This window comes from Lachnoclostridium sp., from assembly GCF_031997925.1.
GTDB lineage: Bacteria > Bacillota > Clostridia > Lachnospirales > Lachnospiraceae > Lachnoclostridium.
The window spans coordinates 1-21,442 of record NZ_DAMADT010000004.1 but is presented as its reverse complement, the minus strand read 5'-3'; the positions used below and the strand labels follow the sequence as shown (position 1 = coordinate 21,442).

Below are 21,442 nucleotides of genomic sequence, written 5' to 3'. Positions count from 1 at the left end.
ATGAAGTTGTCCTTTTTTCTTACCTTAACATAACCTATACTATGTATATGTAAAGAAACTAATGATTCATGCCTACATCTATTATTATGTTTAAAATCATTGGAATCACTATTTATAATATAATATGTAATATAATTTCAGATGTTAGTAAAAATGTACGGATTTTAGTTTATTTATGTATGTCAAAAATTAAGCGTTGTTTATATAAGAGAGTTTACATACAAATATTTGCTTAACATAATTCACCTAACAACGTCCACTTATTAATATCTGTTTAACAGATTTTACCTAACAATATTCACTTAATAATATTTGCTTAACAGATTCTACCCAACAATGTTCACTTAATTATGTTTACATAACAGAATTCGCTAACAATATTGACTTAATAGCGTTTTCTTAAAAAGCTTACTATAGGATTATGGAACATAGATTCACCTAACAAAAACAGGAATCATGATTGTATACTTAACCTTAAATTTATTGATTAGACAAAAATAATAGGGCAGAAGATAAAAATCTTCTACCCTATATAACAAGAAAAAGAACGTTTGCGCTCTTTTTCTTGTTACGAATAAAAAATATCTTTTAAATATCTAACTTACGAATCTTTTGATCAGAAATTTCATATACAATATCTGCTAGGTTCTCAACGAGCTTTCGATCATGTGATATCACTAACAGCGTTCCATCATAACTTGATAATAGTTGTTCCAAACCTTCCATTGTATAGATATCCATATGATTGGTTGGTTCATCAAGAACAAGAAAATTGCAACCGGATACTAGGACTTTCGCTATTGCCGTCTTAACTCTCTCACCACCTGATAAAACTCGTACTTTCTTCTCAATATCATTCTCCTTCATATATAGGTTGGCTAGTACAGCTCTACAAATATGACGAGGGACTACAGAAGTTGAAACTACATTTTCAATGACGGTTTCCTCATAGTTTAAATTCTCTTGCTCCTGTGAAAAATATCCTATCTTCGCATCTTTGGTTATAAAGGTATGCTCATTTTCCTGTAATATTGCTTTAATTAAACTTGATTTTCCGGTTCCATTTTCGCCCAATAAAAAGGTCTTCTTCCCAGTTTCTATTGCTATACTGGCATCCTCAAATATCGTGCGGTCTCCAAAAGAAATCGTGATATTCTCAGCTTTTGCTGCAACCTTAGCCTTTATCTTCGACATTTCTCCAAGTTTCATTGACACTTCAGGAATATCCTTGGGCCTTTCTTTCTTTTCTAGATGACTTAGTCTACTAATTAAGGCACTCGCTCTTCCCTGAACATGACCTTGTTGAATGGATGCGGTTCCTTTATATAACATCCATTCACTGGAACTCATTCTCTTTGGAGGCTTTGCAACCTTAACTGCATCCTGTTTCACTTCTGAGATTGTTTTTTCTAACCGTTTTTTCTCATTCACATATTGACGATACTCAAATTGTTCAAATTCACGCTCTCTCTTTCGCTGTTCATACCAAGAAGTATAGTTACCCTGGAAAATCCTTAGCTCCCCATCTTCTAGCTCCCAAATTTGATTGCATACTCTGTCTAATAACTCTCTATCATGAGAAATTAGTACAACTGCACCACGATACCCACAAAGCATTTTCTCTAGAAGCTCGATTCCTTTTACATCTAAATTAGTAGTAGGCTCATCTGCAAATAGTAAAGGGGCGTGTTTTGAGAAAGCAGATGCTATTGCGAGCCTTGTTTTTTCTCCACCACTTTTTATCGCACTATCTTTTAACTTAAATCTGCTTCGTAAGCCACCATCCGCATTACCATCCGTCTCACCGCTTTGTAATATTTCAGCGATTTCGCAATTTCTCTTTATGACTCCCTCATCACATTCAATTCTTCCACTCAATATACCAAATAAGGTACTTTTTCCAACCCCATTTCGTCCAACTAGGCCGATACGATCCCCATCTTCAATAGCAAGTTTACCTATATCAAGTACACTTTGTATCCCATATTCTTTTTTTATATTCTGTCCATATAATAGCATAAAAAAAATCCCTCCTAAACACCACTTCGTTCAGAACGGATCTAAAACATCGTTTCTTAACTATAATCATCTCTTATGAGTATGGTTATACCTAAGTGATATTCTGAACATGACTATTCTAGTATCTGACTAACAGATAGAATGTCTCATGACTATTCTAGTATCTGACTAACAGATAGAACGTCTCATGACTAAACGAAATGGAAATATAAATAGACCTTACCTAAATTCACAGTAAAGTTACTCTACATCTACCAATTACATTGTTCAGTCACTATATATTCATGTTCTCTTATACCACCTTTTTCTTTTCTGTCTACATTATACTATTGTGAAAACTTTATGTCAAATTATACATTAAACTTTTTATTATACATTGTCGTACCTTCAGTTACCGCGCAGTAGTGCTGGTTTATATAGAAGAAGTTATCTTATTATCTTACTATCCTCATTACAAGGCAAACTCTTAAATATCAAAAAAGGTGTTGCTACAAAAAATCGTACCAACACCTCGTATTTTTAATAAATTAATTGTCTAACATCATTATAGATGGTTTCAATTTCATCTCGTAATTTTAATTGCTCTATCCGGCATGCTTGATAAGCAAATGCAAATTCTTTTTTTGCTGCCTTTAAAAATGCCTGGTGTCCACTTCCACCAGTTCCGAATACTTTCGATAAGCCCATCAATATAAGACCTTGATTATAATGCCATTTTGCATTATTAAAATCTAGCTCAATTGCTCGATTTGTTAAAATAGAAGCAATACCAAGGAGATTTGGATTTTGCTCACGCAGTTTCATAAGCATATTTCCAGCATAGCCATAATAAAGAGCTTTATGAACTTCAGTGGTCGCTGCTTTTAAATAGCATTTATAAGCCTCCATATAATCCTTTCGGCGAAAATTTAATTCACCGTGATAAAACCATCCAAGCGCTACTTCTCTCTGATCTTTCGAATTAAGTAGCACATCGATCTTATCAAGAATAAGCTTCATTGCAAGTTTCTCGTCATTCTTTGCCTTTAAAGCACATTCATCCATCAATTTCTGAAGCTTTTTGCTTTCTTCATAGATTTCTTTTGGAGATTCCTCACTCTGAGGATATAAAAAGCTCACAGCTTTTGGGAGTCTATCCGTCATCTGAGGAATACCGAGATTTTCAATCGATACCATCATTTCTCTTCCATCTGAATCAAATTCATCAAATGGTACTTCTGCTTCCTCACGTTTCACTATGTCTTCGCAAAAAAGACGATGATATATTTTATAGGATTCTTCAAATCTTCCTAGAAAGAAAAATGCTTTCCCTAACGTAGATAATACATATGGATTTGCCTCATCCTGTGGCTCTAATAAACGAACTGCTGCCATGTAATCCCCATATTTTATTGCTTTGTTTGCTTCTGCTACTATTCCAGGTATCATACTAGTCCTCCTTACTGTTATAACCTTAACGACACAATTCACAAGGTCACCTTTCTATTGTACAACGAAATTAGAAAGTTCACAACTAGGGGATGTTATCTTTTTCGACATTTTTAGGATTTTTCTGAGTTTAAGTCATTCAAATTCAACTGTTGTATTAATTTTACGAATCAAAAAATCTCACATTTTTCCTGATATAGTAACCCCTGTATATATACCAAAGTCTTTCTCAAAAAAAATACGACAAATCTTATAAAAATCACCATCACGTTGTATGGTAAGTTCCCCCTTATATTCTCGGTCTGGACCTGCTGAGGTTAATGTCTTTACCAATAACTCATATTCATAACTTCCGTCTTTTTTCTTTGTTTCTTTTATAATATCTACTTGTGATACCCAAGGACTAGAAACTCCAGTGACCCAGTAAGGAGAATTTTCTTCTAAGCGGGAAAGATAATTCTTCTTTAAAGAATCGCATAAAATAGAATACATCATTGCTCCATTTCTATCCTTGATACTTTTAATAAATACATCTAACGCTGCATTAGGAGTACATACCCCTAACTCCTCCACTGCTTTTAACAATAATTCAGTATTTAGCTTATATCGATCCACTTCCTCTGCACTCACTGCAATTTGTCCATAGCTGCTATGATCATAAAGATGAAATCCCATAGAAATCATAAGTAAAAAGATCAATAGATACGTTGAGGTCTTTATGGTATCTTTTCTTATCACGGATTCCTCCAAAATATCAATCTTCTTTATACTATATGTTTACAAAAGATATCTAAGCATTAATTAAGAGATGACAGATTATATTATCAAATTTTATAATCAAATTAAACAAATTCTTTTTAAGTTATTAACTAAGTTTTCTTTCTTTTACCATGTTTTCTTTTATCAAGCCTTTTAATAAGTCTTATTTCAGGTTTTATTACCAGGTTTTTATTACAGGTTTTTATTACCAAGTATTATAATCGTTTAATTAATTTCATAAACTTATTAAAATACCTAAGATAATTTTCTATTTTCTACTTGATAATCTACTAATTTATGCTACTATATTACTTTGGTGTGATTAATAAAATCTTCATAATTGCATCTATAACACACAGACAAGAAAAAGCATGCTTCGCGAACTTTTCCTTGTCATGAAAAAGGAAGAAACTTATCTATGAAAAAGACAAATGATTTGGGGAAAGATAATATTTCCTCATTAGTTTTTAAACTAGCAATCCCTACTATGATTGCTCAATTAGTAAATGTACTCTATAGTATTGTTGACCGTATGTATATTGGGAATATCCCTGAAATTGGAGACGTAGCATTAGCAGGTGTTGGGGTATGTGGTCCAATCGTAACTTTACTCTCCTCCTTTGGTACTTTGGTTGGATTAGGCGGGTCCATCTTAATGGCTATGAAAATGGGAGAACAAAAAAAGAAGGAAGCTGAGCAAATTTTGTCGAACAGCTTCTTAATGTTACTTATTCTATCCGGAACTTTAACTCTTATTTTTTTACTTTCCAAGGATTTCTTACTCTATAAATTCGGAGCAAGTGATGTCACATTTCCATATGCTAATACTTATATGACAATCTATACCGCTGGAACCTTTTTTGCTTTATTAAGTATTGGATTGAATTATTTTATTACTTGTCAGGGTTACTCGATGGTTAGTATGACAACTGTCCTAATCGGTGCTATTAGTAATATTATACTTGATTCCGTATTTGTATTCGGATTTCATATGGGGGTTGCTGGGGCTGCGATTGCTACTGTCATTGCGCAGATGTTTTCGTGTCTATTTGCGTTAATTTTTCTATTCCGTAAGCAAGTACCTATACGCATAACCTTTGGTGGATACTCCAAGTCAATCGTTAAGAAGATAATTTCTATTGGTTTATCACCATTTATTATATTAGCATCGGATAGTATTATTATCATTATTATGAATGCTGTATTACAGCATTCTGGTGGTTCTAGCGAAGGCGATTTATTAATATCAGCAGCTACTATAGTTCAAAGCTATATGTTACTAATCACAGGCCCTATGGTTGGAATAACTGGTGGAACGCAAGCTATTATCTCTTATAATTACGGAGCTGCACGTGCTGATCGTATCAAACAAGCAGAACGTTTAATATTGATACTATGTTTAGCATTTACTTCTTTTATGTTTCTAGTTTCCCGTAGTGTTCCGCAGTACTTTGTAAAAATCTTTACCACGGATACTTCCTTAACACAGCTATCTGTTTGGGGTATTAAAACATTTACACTTGGTATCATCCCTCTTTCCTTTCAATATGCACTGATAGATGGACTAACAGCTTTAGGTCGTACAAAAACTGCTCTTGCCTTATCCTTATTCCGTAAAAGCTCTTATGTGGTATATATGATATTATTAACCTCATTATTTACAGCAAAAAGCGCATTCTATGCTGAGCCGTTAAGTGATACGATTTGTGCCATTGTAACAACGACTGTATTTCTTAAAGTATTTAACAAGCATTTGAATGCTCGTTGTGGAAATACGAATATACAAAAAGCTAATTCGTAGTATTGAAAATATCATAAACCAGAATAAAAGGCAGTAGATAATCATGTGTAAACTTATCATGATAAACAGATTTTATACTAAAAAGCAGTAGCTAATGATGCAGAATTTTCATAAAAAAGCAGAAAGCATGAATTGTACATCAACAATTTCATGCTTTCTGCTTTTATTGATTCATAATAAAAATAAGTTAACGTCCTTTTTCTTTTTCAACCTATATCTATTTTTTAAATAAATTCATATACCTTTTATGAAGTTATACACATCATTTTACGATACCGTTCATACGACTTTTTATGATACATTCACATCCCATATTATGACTAATTTCATAGTTGTTCAGCTAACGATATGCAGTTTTTATTGCTTTCAACAATACCTTAGGCTGTTTTTTATATGGTGTAGCCGGGCAAATTTTCTTTTCTTTGTATTTCATTAAGGTATATATTGCAATACGAGCTGCACGAATGGAATACTCTTCTGTAAAGACCATATCCTCTGGAATCTCTACAAACTGGCTTACCATGGCGAAGTTGGTGGAATTCTTTGGTACTACATAAGGTCTGTCCTTCATTTTTCTTGGCTGGAACTGTGCATCAATATAAGGCATCATACAAGGTATCACATTAACAACATCCTTAAGAATACGTTGTTCATCTTTTTCAAAATGAAGATGATGCAACAACTCGATTAAGATTTCTTCACCGGTACATTCTCGCATAGGCTTCTTTACGTAATCACCAATGTGGTCAGTATACAGTCCATAACCCCAGAAAATTGTAGTATCCATTGGTTGGCTTTTAAAATGTGGCTGAGCAGCAACTACAATACTCATTAACCAACTGGAATCTTTAAACGTCATAAGAGCACCACTACCAGGTATATTTCCAGAGAACTGTTCAATTTTTCTTAAGAGAATATTTCCTTTTAGTGTTACAGTAAAGCTCTCCCAATTTGTCTCATATGGATGGTCAAAGAAAGGTTCTGGATTACCAAGTCCAGGCTTTTTACTAGCGACACGAGACCAAAGTTTCCCCGATAGTGAGGCAGAAAAATCTACCTTTGGTGGTGTATGAAGCCCACCCACAGTGGAATTATCTGACATGCAACCATTGGTCATTATACAAAGGTCCGTCGATTTTAAAGTAATCACTTCCTTTATTCCGTCCCTTAGAGTATGAATTTTAGTCGCTGTTATCTTTTCCCCTTCTGCAAAATCAATATCCTCAACAGCTGCGCTCATGCTAAAATCTACACCATGTTTTTCTAGATAGGTTTTTAGTGGTAAAACAACAGATTCATATTGGTTAAACCTCGTTCTTGTAACACCTTCTAACGTCTCAATTCTAGAAAATTCAAATATCATTCGTTCCATATATCGCTTGAATTCTAACAAGCTTGACCACCTTTGAAATGCAAATGTTGTTTGCCACATGTACCAGAAATTCGTTTTAAAGAAGTTCTTGCTGTTCTTAAACCATTCTTGAATCGTCAAATTATCAAGCTTTGTTTCCGGCGTAAGCATAAGCTTTCCAAGTAAAAGTCGGTCTTTTGTATTAAATCCCATACTATGAACATCTAAAATTTTTCCATCTTTATTGATTAATCTTGCCTGAGCTTGGGTTGGGTGTAAATGATCGAAATTTAATATCTCTTCTGTTACACTTTTTCCTGGCATCTCAATCGATGGTATGCTTTGGAACAGCTCCCAGAAGTTCTCGTAGGTTTCTTCATTTAACATACAGCCACCACGGCAACTAAAGCCAGAATGGTCATCTCCTGCTCCGTCATTACTTCCACCAAGTATAGGAAGAGCTTCTATGATATGAATACGGTCGCCACTCATCCTACAATCTCTAATCAGATACGCCGCACCAGCTAAGGACCCTAAACCGCCTCCAATAAAATAAACATCACGATTTGTATCTAGCGCTTCCTTTAGGTCAAAATACCGTTTCATATTGTTTTTTCGATTTTTATTAAAACATTTTTTTGTACAAAGAGCAGCCACCGTTGTAATCGTTATAAATGCTGCAATTTCTATACAAGAACATTTCCTTCTTTTCATTTTGCCACCTCATACTTCTAAAAAATCATTCAATTCTATTATAGAAGTATAAGCAAATCTAGAAACATTATGTATTATTTTAGTTTTAAAAAAATCTCAAAAACAAGATGGTGGACTATTATATGACGAGGGTGGTGACAGACTAAACACCTTTCAGTTCTAGCCCCAGCCTATGGCTTTGAGGTCATTGACCGCAGCTTTGGGGATTTCCTGAATGATAAGCTTGCTTTATACTTATTTGCAAGCTTGCTTTATACTTATTTGCAAGCTTGTTTTATACTTATTAGTAAGCTAATTAAATATCTTATTTGCAAGCTTATTTGAAATATTAGTCCCAATCATTTATAATTAAACTTTCTTTTCTTGCAAATCAACTTAATAGATATGATTATAAATTTCTTTTACCTTTTCTCTACCACGATACATAATGAAATAACATAACAACATATTGATGAGTGACATAATTACAATCGCCATTTGGTAACTCACAATCTCTCCTAACCCACCAATAATAACGCTAAATAGCATTCCTGAAAGTGAGAATGTTGCTTGAAATACTGCATTTAATTTTGCTCTCTTATCATCTGGTATGTAATTTTGTACACTGCTTTCACGCAATGTAGCACTATTAATTCCAAGAAATCCGCAGATCGAACGATTCAATAACATAAATGGATATCCAATCCATAATAAAATCATATCCATAAAGCTATACAACTGATAGACAAGAAATGCAAAGCGAAATCTCTTCTGCGCTTTGATCTCTATTCGGTAGTGAATTATGCCTCCTATCGTTCTACCAATAAATTCTGCAATCGTAAAAATGGAATAAAGAGTTATCCCAAGACCTGGCGTCGCCATAAAATATGCCTTAATTAAGCTACTGTTACCTTGACTGATTCCTTGAGTAATTGGCATATACGAATAAATTCTTTGTAAACCCTTATCCTTTTTTAAATAACGAATTCCCTCCGATAAATCATTCCAGTATTCTTTTAGAGAAAAATGACCTTTATGAGAAACCTTTTCTTCTACTTTTATCTGAGTCTCCATAAGAGAAGCACATAATAATAAAACACCTTCTATCATGCAGACCCAACCCATACCAAAATTTGAGTATAGTAAACTTGCAACTGGATTCATAACTATCATAACGGTAGGATAAATCATACTGGACACTGTATATCCCTTCTGTGCATACCCCTCCGGAATTAAGTTTGGATAGAAGCTTGTGTAAGCCAATTGATAAATTGTTCCAGTGGACCCTGTCACTAAAGAAAATAACGTATAGCTAAGAAAATTATATTTATTAATCATCAAATATACGCCAAATGCCAAATATAAAATGCCATTAAATGCATCAATTCCAACAATAATTGGCTTTCTTTTAAAATGGTCTAGATAAGGTGATATCAGAATCGGGAGAAGAATACCTGGTATCATTGATATTGCAAGGAATATTCCTGCTAATAAGGTACTTTGAGTATTATCTAGAACAACAAAGGAGAAGGAAAAATTAACTGCAACTCCTCCGATTGCACTGATGATAGTGCCTAATGTAATTATTGTAAAATTAGATGTCCATAAGGTAGATTTTCTAGTATTCAAATTAATAACCATGCCTTTCCATAGCCCGCAAACTATTGGTGTTAATTTAGTTCAGGTCTATATATAATCGTATTCATCGCTGACTTAAGTATATCGAATATTTTACATAAGAAAAAGACGGTATATTTGAGAAAATCACTACTCAAATAACCATCTTAGTCGCATATATCGTTATATTTTAGGAAAATCCCTTTAATAGCTTATAAATATCCTTATATCTGCGTTTTTTTTCTAACACTTCAACATAATATGGAACATGAAACTTTACATAACCAACTGGTAAAAACTCTTTTAAATATGTCATACAGTCATATAATAATTCTTCGTATATATCCTCATTGATATAGTCTTTATGGGTTAGTCTATAATCCACTACTTCATACATCTTCTTCCAAGCATGTAATGTCTTTTTTGATTCCCCTACTGATTCCTCTTTTGATTTCTCTTCTGATTCCTCTTTTGCTTTCTCTTCTGATTCCTCTTTTGATTCCTCTTTTGCTTCCTCTTTTGCTTCCTCTTTTGATTTCTGTTCTAATTCCTCTTCCGCCTCTATTGCTTGTTGAAGCTTCAAAAAACCTTTTTGTAATATCTTCCCCGCCTGCTCGTAATCCCCTAATTTTTCGAGACAAATCGCATATTTTTGATAAAATAATATGCTTCCATCAGTACACTGCTCTAAGTACTCTTTTGCTTGCTGCACCTGATTCCACTCTAACAATGCAGCTCCGATATTGTAATTTATAGTTCTAATAAATTTGTCATCCTTCAATGATTTTGCGATACGGGCTGCAACCTTGTAGCTACGAAGCATCAACTCATTTTTATTTAATCCCGCATAGCTATTGCCTAAGAAACTCTGTGCATCTAACATTCCTTTCACATAACCTTCATTTGCGCATAATTCATAACCTTTTAATAATAGTTCTAGTGCCTCGACATATTGCCCTTTTTGGCATCGCATGATCCCTAGCTGTGTTGTATAATATGCATTCGGATTAAGGTGTAATAAATCCTGCGACTTATCGATCCCTTTTAAACATTGAATATAAAGGTAAACCTCGTATTGCTTTTGTTCCATACATGTAACATAGGGATTTAACTCTTCCCCTTCTTGTTGTGATTCCAACTCGAGAAATAATAGGGTATCAAGTAAATACGGGCTATTTAAATAATCCTCTTTTTTCTGCTTCAATTCCTGTAATAATAGTTTCATGTCTTCAAAAGAATAAAACTCATCATAAAGATTATCAATCAATTTACCAGCTTCTTTTAAAAACTCTTCGTCCATATGAAAGTTTATATGAAGTTTCTGAAATAATAACTGAACAATATTCTCTCCTGCTTCAACTTGTCCTTGTTCTATCTTTGATAGATAAGAAACAGTACAGATATCCTTACATAATCCTTCTTGCGAATAATTTAATTTAAGGCGCTCCATTCTAATTTTTGCACCAATCACAGATTTCAAACTACCACCCCTTCTCTATCTCTATCATAATTAACTTTTTATGATAATTCAACAGATAAAAAGGCTGTTGCTAATTAGAACCGCCCATGCAAGTTGACAGGGCGGTTCATAATAGTAGTAGCATAAGAAAAGTTTACGATGCGTGTCTTTTACTAATTCATGTTAATGAAAAGCTCGTGAAATAGGCTTTTACTTGTTCCCCTGCTCCATATGATCTTCAATATTTTCAACTAAATCTCCAATAATGACATTCACTACCTCATAGTCAGTTGCACGAATGTAATATTGCTCTAACTCATCGTGCAAAGCTTTTGCTTTTGACAAATATGATATTCCCTCATCTATCGTTTCTTTATATCTTTTCTTAATGTCTTCCAACACTTCAGAATTATTATCATCAGTCTCTGGCTTGATGCATTCTTCATACATGTCAATAATGATATCATGGTCATCCGTTGGAAAGTACTCATGAGGTGCTGTACTATCAAAAATACACAGGCTTAGTTCAGGAAAAATGAGCATATCTAAACTATTTGGGTCAAATCCACAGTGATAAACTTCTGTTGTAAGGCCTAATTCCTCTGCTTTTTTAAAAAGCTTTTTTAACATTGTTGATTTTCCTGAGCCTGGACGTCCTTTAATAAAATATCTAGTACCTAACCCCTCCGTCAGATTTTCTACATAATCCATCGCTCCAAAAGGTGTGGAACCCCCCATAAATCGATGATAGATTTTTCCCATCTCTTTGGATTCCACAGAGGAAAATATTTTTTCTAATAAGTAATCTCCTAACTCCTCTGCTTTTGCAAAATCCATATTTTGAATGTAAATCTGCTCCCATTCATCGTGAATCTCTAATGCTTTTTCAAATCTCTCAAATGCATTCATATAGCACTCTGAAATTTGTTCCTTTATATCCTTAATATTAAGGGTTGCTCTTTTTAGAAGTTTAGTATCCCATGCAACCCCTAAATTCACATACTCCTCCACCGCACCTGGAACCACTGGCTCTATCACATGTGGAGCTGTTCCATCTACAATTCCAAAGGATAGAGATCTGACAATCATTCCGTCAAGAGAATCTGGATCCGAAGAGCAATGAATATATTCAATATCATATCCTTTTTTTCTATATTGAGTACCAATTTGCTTCATTAAGGTAGATTTACCTGTACCAGGGCCACCCTTTAATATATAAACCTTTTTCAAATCTGCCAGGTTTGATTCAAAAAAGTTCTGAAAACCTCTCGCAGTATTTCCACAAGCAAAATAATGTTTTAGCTTTCCTAGCATAATATACCTCATTACTGTACAGCCTTTGCACATTTTAAGTTCGTGGTCACATCGTAAATACAAACCACTTAGTGAATATCCTACACTCTTATCCCCATATCTATGCATTTTTGCGCATCTTTAGATATGCACAAATCTATACAGTCTAAATTTTATTCATAATATACTATGTAATCAATTTTGTATCGTGCACGGACGATATTTAATCACTATAAATGTATTTATAATAAATCTCCATTCGTAGACATTAGCAACTAAGAATAGACATCATTATTGTTTTATAATTTAACTTATCCCAAAAGGTATCAATTTTCCATATGGAAACTAAAATATTACAACATAAGGTAGCATAACGAAAGCAAATATGATAAAATATATAAGGTGAAATTGTTATTTTAACTTTGCTAAATCTTCATAATATAAAAGTACCGAAAGATGGTTAATTCCTCTTTCGGTACTCCTCATTTTAGGCTCTTAATTTTATCTCGCACAGCATTTCTTATATTTTTTCCCACTTCCACAAGGGCATGGATCGTTTGGATATACTTTAGGTTCATCCTTAATGATTGGTACATTCTTCTGGGCAAGAGGGTTTGGATAGGCATTTAATTTTCCAATTGCAACTGGTGTATTCCCTTTATACACCCACTTAATTGTATGATTTGATAAATCAGTCAATAAGCATAGCAATTGATTCGCTTCCTCAATATCTTCAAAAATAACACCCGTATTATTTACCTCGCTCATCATATAGCTAGGCGTAGCATCTTGTACACAAAGACATCCCAAGCCTTTCATAAGCTTATCAAGTGTATTGTTATCCTTAATCTTTGTTTGGAAGAAAGAATAAACTTCTTTGTATAGTTCACATTCTTCATCCACTTCATGACTAGCATAATAAAGCAGTTCCTCAAATGTTGGTATGTAATACTCCATACCTTCTGACTGACCTAATATCGTTTGATATGCCTCTTCCTCCATCAAGAAATCAGGCACTATATGGTCACCAATCAGATAAAACTCTTGAAAACGATCTAACGAAGGTTTAAGAATCTCTACTAATACGTTTTCATTCATTTTGGTACTTTCATTATACTTTTGATAAAGCTCATGCACCAGCTTAACAGGAAATGTTCCATATAGATTACACATCGCTTGAAGCATTACATGAATTGTTTCACGCTCAGTTACCTCCAACATCCCCTCCTCTGTAAAGAAGGCAAGAGCTAATTGTATTAACTCACTTGGAAATAATAAGGTTGGCGCTTCCTCACTTTTACTACCTGCTGCCATCCAATAAACAAAACCGCGATTTGTTAAATAGTATAGATTATCCGGAGGCATAATCATAGTCTGGTGGGACCGTAATGCAAAAATGATTGATTCGAATTGAGCCATAATCATACCATCTAGCATAGCGGTAAACGCTTTGGTAATTTCACTTACTAAAACATCGATCATCTCTTGTTTGCGTAAGCTTTTTTTCAATGCATAGCCATTCTCTGTTGCCATCTGTACTAAATCATCACGGGTACTATAAGAAAGGCACTCTGAGAGTGTTACCTCATTTTTTCCATTTACCAGTTTTGTTAAATTCTCCTTCATCTGGGGTATATTACTATTTGAACTCATTGTTACTCCTCTCATCCTCAGGCTAAGCCTATTCCTAACGTAAAAATGAGGAAGTTCTATCTTCTCCCTCATTTTCTTCTATTCTAATTTCGCAGAGCGAATCGTAACGCCTCTACAACGGTGTTACTACCGTTAAAAACAATAGCATAAGTTAGCTCTATAGTCAATCCTTACACTGTCCTAATTATTGGAATTTCATTATTAATTCCATATTTTTTTGTTTCATACCGGATTAAGTATAGCTTTAATAAGTTATATCTCCAAACTATAAATTATGCCTTTCTCTCTCCGCGCTTTGAAACCACATCGAAAATTACTGCAGCAAGAAGCACTAAGCCTTTTACAACCTTTTGATAGTTTGCATCTACACTCATAATACTCATGCCAAGATTTATCACACCCATTAAGACCGCTCCGACAATTACCCCAGGAATCGTACCAATACCACCATAAGCACTTGCCCCTCCAATAAAGCAGGCACCTATAGCATCCATCTCATAGTTCGCTCCATAGGTTGGTTGTGCTGAAGTCAATCTTGCAATCGTTAACATACCAGCAATCGCTGATAAGAATCCCATATTTAAATAGGCGAGAAAATAGACACGATTTGTATTAATGCCAGAAAGCCTTGTTGCCTTTTCATTACCACCAACGGCGTAAAAGTGACGACCCACGGTTGTTTTGGATGAAATATAGCCATACACAAGAACTACAATTAATACCCAAATTAAAGCGGTTGGAATACCTTCATATTGAGAAAGACGAAAGAAAAATGCTAAGATAGCCAAGCAGATTACAATTACTTTGAGTAGCATTGTATGTAATGCTTCTGTCTCATAGCCCTTTCTCGTTTTGTTTATACGGCTCTTACATTGTAACAAAATATAAATACTACATATAAGAATACCAAATAGCATACAGGTTAAGTTAAAACCCTTCATACCAAAAATATCTGGGACATAACAGTCTGCACCACCGCCAAATAACTTTATGTAAGTTTGATTCGTAAGCGGTACGGTTTGTCCCTGTAATACGACATTTGATAACCCTCGAAATACTAGCATACCAGCCAAAGTTACGATAAATGGTGGGATTCTAACATACGCAATCCAAAATCCCTGCCATGCTCCAATTAATAATCCGAAAATTATCATAATGATAATTGATACAACAAAATTTAATCCTTTTGTCTCCATCATCGTGGCACCGATGGAGCCTACAAAACAAACGACCGAGCCAATGGATAAATCAATATTACCGCCAGTTAAGATACAAAACAACATACCAGATGCTAGTACAAATACATACGCATTCTGAGAAATCAGGTTGCTCACATTTTGCGGCCACAGGATTTTACCTCCTGTTTTTATGAAAAAGAACATAGTAACCAATACTAATGCAATAATCATTGTATATTTTTTAGTAAAATTTATTACTTTTGCTTTATCCATAGCTCACGCTCCTTTATTGCTAGCTTTCAGTATCAATGACATGATAGTCTCAGAGGTTGCTTCTTCTTTCCCTAGTTCTCCAACCATCTTACCATCGCACATGACATAAATTCGATCGCACATCCCAAGAATTTCTGGTAATTCAGATGAGATTAATATGACGGATTTTCCTTCTGCAACTAATTCGTTAATAATACAGTAAATTTCATATTTTGCACCAACATCAATTCCTCTAGTAGGTTCATCAAGAATTAAGATATCTGGATTTGCAAACATCCATTTTGCAAGTAAAACCTTCTGCTGGTTACCACCACTTAAGTTTCCGACATTTTGCCAAACTGTTGTACACTTGGTTTTTAACTTTTCTTTATAATTACTTGCCACCTCATATTCTTTGTCCCTATCTAATACTCCTCTATAGCTAACTTTCTTTAAGCTTGATAATGTAGTATTCATTGCAATCGATTTGCTTAGTATTAAGCCATTGCCTTTTCTATCCTCCGTTGCATAAGCAAGCCTGTTCTCAATTGCATCCTTTACCTTACGAAGTGTTACATCTTTCCCGTTAATCTTAACTTTTCCTGATATATTTCTACCATAAGATTTTCCAAACAGCCCCATAGCAAGTTCTGTTCTACCGGCACCCATAAGTCCTGCAATACCTACTACCTCACCTTTTTTTAAAGTTAAACTAACATGATCTACTACTTTACGTTCTGGTGTCATCGGGTGATGTACTGTAAAGTCACTAACTTCTAAAACATTTTCATTTGAAATAAGTGAATTACGTTTTGGAAAGCGTACCGTCATGTCACGGCCTACCATTCCTTTAATTATACGTTCTTCCGAGATATCATCCTTTGATTTATCTAGCGTTTCAATGGTTGCACCATCCCTAAGTATCGTAATCTTATCTGCTACATAAGAAATCTCATTTAACTTATGAGAGATAAGGATTGATGTCACTCCTTCTTTTTTTAAAGATATTAATAAATCAAGTAGACTTTTTGATTCCGATTCATTTAATGACGAGGTCGGTTCATCTAAGATTAATAGTTTCGCTTTCTTTGAAAGTGCTTTGGCAATCTCGACCAATTGTTGTTTACCAATTCCGATATCTTTTATTAGGGTTCTTGAAGAATCCTTTAATCCTACAGTTTTAAGCAATTCATCCGCATAACCATAGGTTTCGTTCCAGTTGATTGCGTAAGGTTTTCCTCGTTCATTCCCAAGAAACATATTCTCCGCAATGCTCATATAAGGAACAAGTGCTAATTCCTGATGAATAATAATAATTCTTTTTTCTTCGCTATCTTTTATTTTTGAGAACTTACATAACTCTCCTTGATATATAATTTCTCCCTCGTACGAACCATAAGGGTAGATACCACTAAGTACATTCATTAAGGTCGATTTTCCGGCACCATTCTCACCTACAAGCGCATGTATCTCTCCCTCTTTTACTTTTAGGTTAACATTATCTAATGCCTTAACTCCGGGAAATGTTTTAGTTATGTTTCTCATCTCTAATATTATGTTTTCCAAGCTTTTCCTCTCCTTTAAATCAGTGTGCTTACCATAGAAAGATTACAAGAAAAACTACGAAATACTTAAAAAGACGGTTGGGGATAAGCTCTTTCTTCCCTTAGTAGCTTAACTCCAACCGTTTCGAAATTTATTGCTGTCCTGACAAGTACTTTTACTTATCTTTCTTTATTTCAACTGATCTTCTGTATAGTAACCGGAGTCAATTAGCAATTCCTTATAGTTCGTAGAGTCTGCAAATACTGGTTCACATAGATAGGAAGGTACAATACCTTTTCCATTATCATAACTCTTTGTATCATTGACTGGAGCTTCTCCACCCTTCATAATCGCATCAACCATCTTAACAACCTGAGATGCTAAGGTACGAGTATCTTTAAAGATTGACATGGATTGTTTTCCATTAAGCATATTTTTAACGTTGGCAATATCACAGTCCTGTCCAGTAACGATTGGCCATTCTCCCTTATAGGAAGCTGATAATGCATTGGTTACACCAAGTGCTGTAGAGTCGTTGGAGCAAAGAACTGCGTCTAGTTTCGTCCCATCTGCATAATAGGAAGCGATAATCGCGTCCATTCTATTTTGTGCAATCTCAGTATTCCAGTTTGCAGTAGCAACTTTTTCAAAATCAACAGAACCAGATTTTACAACAAGAACACCGCTATCAACATATGGTCTTAACACATCCATAGCTCCGCCGTAGAAGTATCTTGCATTATTATCACCTGGATCACCAGTAAAAATCTCAAGATTGAATGGGCCTTTTGCTGTTTCAAGACCTAATTTCTCTTTTATGTACTCTCCTTGCTTTGTACCAACCATATAATTATCAAAGGTTGCATAGTAGGAAACTGCGTCGGAATTCATGAGTAAACGATCGTAAGCAATAACCGAGATACCTTTCTTCTTTGCCTGTGCTAGTACGGTTCCAAAAGAATCTCCCTCAATCGAAGCAATTACTAATAACTTACAGCCATTGGATATCATATTCTCTACTTGAGATACCTGAGTCTGGATGTCATTATTAGCGTATTGCAAATCAACTTCATAACCAGCATCCTTTAATTGTTTTTCCATATTGGATCCATCTTGATTCCAACGTTGTAAATCCTTTGTTGGCATTGCAACACCAATTAATTTGTCAGAACTTTTTCCAGATGCCGCACCGTCTCCAGATGTTGACTTAGTACCACAACCTGCTACAAGTGAGGCAACCATCACGAGACATAAAAGTAAACAAAACATTTTTCTTTTCATCCTTGTTCCTCCTACCAATTTTAATATTTTAAAAGCATGAAAAACTTACTTAAAAAAGCTCTAAACTTTGGAAGTTAAAAACTTTAAAAGTATAAAAACCTTAAAAAGGTTTGAGGAACTTTAAAAAGTTTGAAGAATTTTAAAAGTTTGAGCTTTAAAAAGCTTGAAGAACCTTTTTCATACTTTTACTATATCATAGGGCAACTAGGACTAGATTGCGACCATCAGCATATTTTTACGAATTGCTACACTCTAGAAAGAACATATAGTACTTTTTTGTGATGATTTTGTTCCTGCTTAAATTTTTCTAGGTTATTCGGTACTTATTTTGGCATTTCTTCTGGAACATTCAGATATACATCCTCTTTTAGATGAAATCCGCTATTAATGATTACTTCTTCTAAATTTTTCGCAGTTACAGCAACAGTTTCAAGCGCAATATAGGGAACATTGTAGCTTCCATCATTCATCATAGAGGTAGCGCCTAGCTCTTCGCCTAACACTAGCTTTATTGTATCCTCTGCTGCCGCTTGTGCAAGTTTTGCAACTGGCTTAAAAACGGTCATTAACTGCGTTCCCTCCACGATTCTTTGACATGCCTCAAGATCTGCATCTTGTCCAACTACCATGACTTTCCCTGCCAATCTAAGTTCTGCCAAATCATAAATCGTTTGTCCTGCAAGACCATCGTTACCGCACATAATGGCATCTGCCTCTTTTACTACATCGATATGTTCATTCACATACTTTTTAGTTTCCTCTGCTCTCCAATTATCCGCATGCAGTATGTCTAGAATCTCAATATCATGTTCTTTGATGACACTTTGAAATCCTTTTTCAATCATAGAAACATTATTGTCTGTCATCGGACCACAAAACATAAGTACTTTACCTTTGGTTAACCCGTTCTCGACAAATGCAGACGCCATCATTTTCCCAACCGCTTCATTATCAAAGGAAATATAGAGATCAACATCTGCATTTTTAATCAGCCTATCATATGCAATTACCTTAATTCCTTTTTCCTTCGCCTTTTTTACAACTTCAGAAAGTTTCTCGGAATCAATTCCAACGATTACAATCGCATCCATTTGTTTTTCAATAAAGTATTCTATTTGCCGAACTTGTTCATTCACATCCCCACTAGCATTTTGAACATTGACTTCTGCTCCTAAGTCATTAGCAGTTGCAACAAATACATCACGATCTCTTTGCCATCTCTCAATCACAAAGGAATCAAAGCTCATTCCAATTTGTATTTTTTTTGGTTCCTCCTCCTTGGTTTCTTCTATTTCCCGAAGACCTTTACTGCATCCAGGGAGTAAAAGAATAAAACTTAAGAATAGTAATGATATCCTTTTCTTCAAGCTCCCCCTCCCTCCTTATATTCGGTTGGTGTGATACCAATATTCTTCTTAAACGATCTGCTAAAATAATTTGGATCACTATAGCCTACCATAATACCGATTTCTTTCATACTTCGTTCCTTCTCAAGAAGTAATTGCTTCGCGACTGACATCCGAAGTTCCGTAAGATAGTCAATAAAATTAGTTCCTGTTTCTTCTTTAAATACCTTACTAAAGTAATAGGGGCTAATATCCACTTGCCTTGATACTTCTTCTAATGACAAATCTTTCTGATAATTTTCCCTTATGTACAGTTTTGCCTTCTCTACGGTACTGACCGAAGTTACTTTTTTCTTAGTCTCCACATTCCGACATGCATTTTCAATTCGTTCTGTAAACCAAAGACGAAGTACATCGTATTGCTCAATTTCTACGATGGTTGGTAAGTAGTCTCTTCTGGAACGAAATTCATAAGTCATTCCACCATTCTCATAGGCAATATGTTCTGCCCATAACACAAATTCAAGCACCTTTAATTTAATATCTGTCATACAATCCGGATAAGTCTTTACCATCCATTCAAAAAATTGATGGGTAGAGGTGACTGCAAGATTTACATCTCCTTTTTGTATTGCTTCAAAGATTGCTTCTTCTATTACAATCGGATAATCCTCTTCATATCCACAAGTTAATGGTAAATCATCCACATGGGCTACCGAACCTGTCGTTTCAAGCAATGATTTAAGAGCCTCACTATAAGACTTCACTGCATCGGACACAAAATAGACAGAACCTATACCAATTCGTAAACGGATATCCATATGGCTTTTTAACTGACGAATTATAGCTCTTGCCTGTTCAATTACTCGAATTCGCTCCTCATAACCCATAGTCATATCTTCATATGGTATGAATATCACTACTTTATTCGCCATAACTGGCCCCACAACTCCTAATTCAATAACACCGCGGATATATTCTCTTATTTCTTTGTAATGAGTTTGTATACTAACACTGGTTCCAATGGCATTGGTCATTTGAGAACCTATCTGCTCTTCTCCACAGTCAAGAACCATCATATAGCCATAATCATAGGGGATTTCAAGTAAGTTCTTAAAATTAGCAAAATCTTCTCTTTCAAATTCTTGTAACAAAATGGTATATATAAATCCATTTTCAAGGATTGGTATGACTGCTTCCATCTTTTCTCGTATCATTAATTCCTTACTACGTTTCTTTCGTTCCCCATCAATGAGTTGCATAGCCCTTCGCAAAACTTCGACAATTCGTTCTTTACTCACAGGTTTATGTAAATAATCTAAAACACCAAGATTTATTGCCTCTTGCGCATAATCAAATTTATCATATGCACTCATTACAATAAATATCATGCCAGGAAAATATTTCTTAATCTCTCTCATCGCTTCAATACCATTAATCCCAGGCATCTTAATATCCATGATCACAATCTCTGGTCGAAAGGTTTCTGAAAGCTCAATCGCATTACGTCCAGTCTTTGCAAACTCTACCGTACATTCTTCCCCAAAATTATGTTTGATAATGTATTTCAACGATTCAATTACAATTCCTTCATCATCTGCTAGCATAATTTTATACATGATTTTCTCCATTTCTGCCCAAGCTTGTGTGCGCAGCGCATACACAAACTTGCACTTGAAAACATGCCGCTAAAAGCAACACAAACAAAGTCTAGTGTGAATTTTTAGAATTTCTTAGGCGGCGTCTTTTGGCGCCTTAGAAATTCTC

The 21,442-nt window shown here is 34.7% G+C and carries 14 protein-coding genes; 1 reads left to right on the top strand and 13 read right to left on the bottom strand.

Annotated elements, in window-relative coordinates; all coding sequences use genetic code 11:
- Nucleotides 1–588 precede the first annotated feature (588 nt).
- The 3 genes from abc-f to RTP52_RS04245 form a co-directional block, all read right to left on the bottom strand.
- Nucleotides 589–2,019, bottom strand: coding sequence for a ribosomal protection-like ABC-F family protein (gene abc-f, locus RTP52_RS04255; RefSeq protein WP_312369405.1), 1,431 nt, complete (start codon nt 2,017–2,019; stop codon nt 589–591).
- Nucleotides 2,020–2,538: 519 nt separating this feature from the next.
- Nucleotides 2,539–3,447, bottom strand: coding sequence for a hypothetical protein (locus RTP52_RS04250; RefSeq protein WP_312369403.1), 909 nt, complete (start codon nt 3,445–3,447; stop codon nt 2,539–2,541).
- A 180-nt stretch (nt 3,448–3,627) separates the two neighbouring features.
- On the bottom strand, nt 3,628–4,185 hold the full coding sequence (locus tag RTP52_RS04245; RefSeq protein WP_312369401.1) for a hypothetical protein: 558 nt from the start codon (nt 4,183–4,185) through the stop codon (nt 3,628–3,630).
- Nucleotides 4,186–4,624: 439 nt separating this feature from the next.
- On the opposite strand from RTP52_RS04245, the gene RTP52_RS04240 reads away from it, so the two are divergent.
- On the top strand, nt 4,625–6,007 hold the full coding sequence (locus RTP52_RS04240) for an MATE family efflux transporter (RefSeq protein WP_312369399.1): 1,383 nt from the start codon (nt 4,625–4,627) through the stop codon (nt 6,005–6,007).
- A 340-nt stretch (nt 6,008–6,347) separates the two neighbouring features.
- On the opposite strand, the gene RTP52_RS04235 is transcribed toward RTP52_RS04240, so the two are convergent.
- The 10 genes from RTP52_RS04235 to RTP52_RS04190 all read right to left on the bottom strand — a co-directional run bounded on the left by RTP52_RS04235 (nt 6,348) and on the right by RTP52_RS04190 (nt 21,294).
- The gene (locus RTP52_RS04235) at nt 6,348–8,072 is read right to left on the bottom strand and encodes an oleate hydratase (RefSeq protein WP_312369398.1); all 1,725 of its coding nucleotides are present in this window, start codon (nt 8,070–8,072) and stop codon (nt 6,348–6,350) included.
- A 375-nt stretch (nt 8,073–8,447) separates the two neighbouring features.
- A complete protein-coding gene (locus RTP52_RS04230) occupies nt 8,448–9,692 on the bottom strand; it encodes an MFS transporter (protein ID WP_312104868.1) in 1,245 nt (414 codons plus the stop codon).
- 166 nt (nt 9,693–9,858) lie between these two features.
- On the bottom strand, nt 9,859–11,139 hold the full coding sequence (locus RTP52_RS04225; RefSeq protein ID WP_330694305.1) for a helix-turn-helix transcriptional regulator: 1,281 nt from the start codon (nt 11,137–11,139) through the stop codon (nt 9,859–9,861).
- Nucleotides 11,140–11,337: 198 nt separating this feature from the next.
- On the bottom strand, nt 11,338–12,441 hold the full coding sequence (locus tag RTP52_RS04220) for a PRK06851 family protein (RefSeq protein WP_312104872.1): 1,104 nt from the start codon (nt 12,439–12,441) through the stop codon (nt 11,338–11,340).
- Nucleotides 12,442–12,921: 480 nt separating this feature from the next.
- The gene (locus tag RTP52_RS04215) at nt 12,922–14,073 is read right to left on the bottom strand and encodes a YecA family protein (RefSeq protein ID WP_312104874.1); all 1,152 of its coding nucleotides are present in this window, start codon (nt 14,071–14,073) and stop codon (nt 12,922–12,924) included.
- A 272-nt stretch (nt 14,074–14,345) separates the two neighbouring features.
- Nucleotides 14,346–15,524 carry a multiple monosaccharide ABC transporter permease gene (gene mmsB, locus RTP52_RS04210; RefSeq protein WP_312104877.1) on the bottom strand — a complete coding sequence of 393 codons (1,179 nt, stop codon included), beginning with the start codon at nt 15,522–15,524 and terminating at the stop codon, nt 14,346–14,348.
- Between the two features lie 3 nt (nt 15,525–15,527).
- Nucleotides 15,528–17,069 (bottom strand): multiple monosaccharide ABC transporter ATP-binding protein, encoded by a 1,542-nt coding sequence (gene mmsA / locus RTP52_RS04205; RefSeq protein ID WP_312104881.1) that lies wholly within the window; start codon nt 17,067–17,069, stop codon nt 15,528–15,530.
- Nucleotides 17,070–17,237: 168 nt separating this feature from the next.
- Nucleotides 17,238–18,329, bottom strand: coding sequence for a multiple monosaccharide ABC transporter substrate-binding protein (chvE, locus tag RTP52_RS04200; protein ID WP_312104884.1), 1,092 nt, complete (start codon nt 18,327–18,329; stop codon nt 17,238–17,240).
- A 323-nt stretch (nt 18,330–18,652) separates the two neighbouring features.
- A complete protein-coding gene (locus RTP52_RS04195; protein WP_312104887.1) occupies nt 18,653–19,696 on the bottom strand; it encodes a substrate-binding domain-containing protein in 1,044 nt (347 codons plus the stop codon).
- Nucleotides 19,693–21,294, bottom strand: coding sequence for a response regulator (locus RTP52_RS04190; protein WP_312104890.1), 1,602 nt, complete (start codon nt 21,292–21,294; stop codon nt 19,693–19,695). The genes RTP52_RS04195 and RTP52_RS04190 overlap by 4 nt, the downstream gene beginning before the upstream one ends.
- Nucleotides 21,295–21,442: the final 148 nt, after the last annotated feature.

What these genes read in the sequence shown, in the direction of transcription:
- RTP52_RS04230 (WP_312104868.1), bottom strand. Translation starts at nt 9,692, where the DNA reads ATGGTTATTAATTTGAATACTAGAAAATCTACCTTATGGACATCTAAT.
- mmsB (WP_312104877.1), bottom strand. Translation starts at nt 15,524, where the DNA reads ATGGATAAAGCAAAAGTAATAAATTTTACTAAAAAATATACAATGATT.
- abc-f (WP_312369405.1), bottom strand. Translation starts at nt 2,019, where the DNA reads ATGCTATTATATGGACAGAATATAAAAAAAGAATATGGGATACAAAGT.
- RTP52_RS04215 (WP_312104874.1), bottom strand. Translation starts at nt 14,073, where the DNA reads ATGAGTTCAAATAGTAATATACCCCAGATGAAGGAGAATTTAACAAAA.
- RTP52_RS04220 (WP_312104872.1), bottom strand. Translation starts at nt 12,441, where the DNA reads ATGCTAGGAAAGCTAAAACATTATTTTGCTTGTGGAAATACTGCGAGA.
- RTP52_RS04235 (WP_312369398.1), bottom strand. Translation starts at nt 8,072, where the DNA reads ATGAAAAGAAGGAAATGTTCTTGTATAGAAATTGCAGCATTTATAACG.
- RTP52_RS04190 (WP_312104890.1), bottom strand. Translation starts at nt 21,294, where the DNA reads ATGTATAAAATTATGCTAGCAGATGATGAAGGAATTGTAATTGAATCG.
- chvE (WP_312104884.1), bottom strand. Translation starts at nt 18,329, where the DNA reads ATGAAAAGAAAAATGTTTTGTTTACTTTTATGTCTCGTGATGGTTGCC.
- RTP52_RS04240 (WP_312369399.1), top strand. Translation starts at nt 4,625, where the DNA reads ATGAAAAAGACAAATGATTTGGGGAAAGATAATATTTCCTCATTAGTT.
- RTP52_RS04250 (WP_312369403.1), bottom strand. Translation starts at nt 3,447, where the DNA reads ATGATACCTGGAATAGTAGCAGAAGCAAACAAAGCAATAAAATATGGG.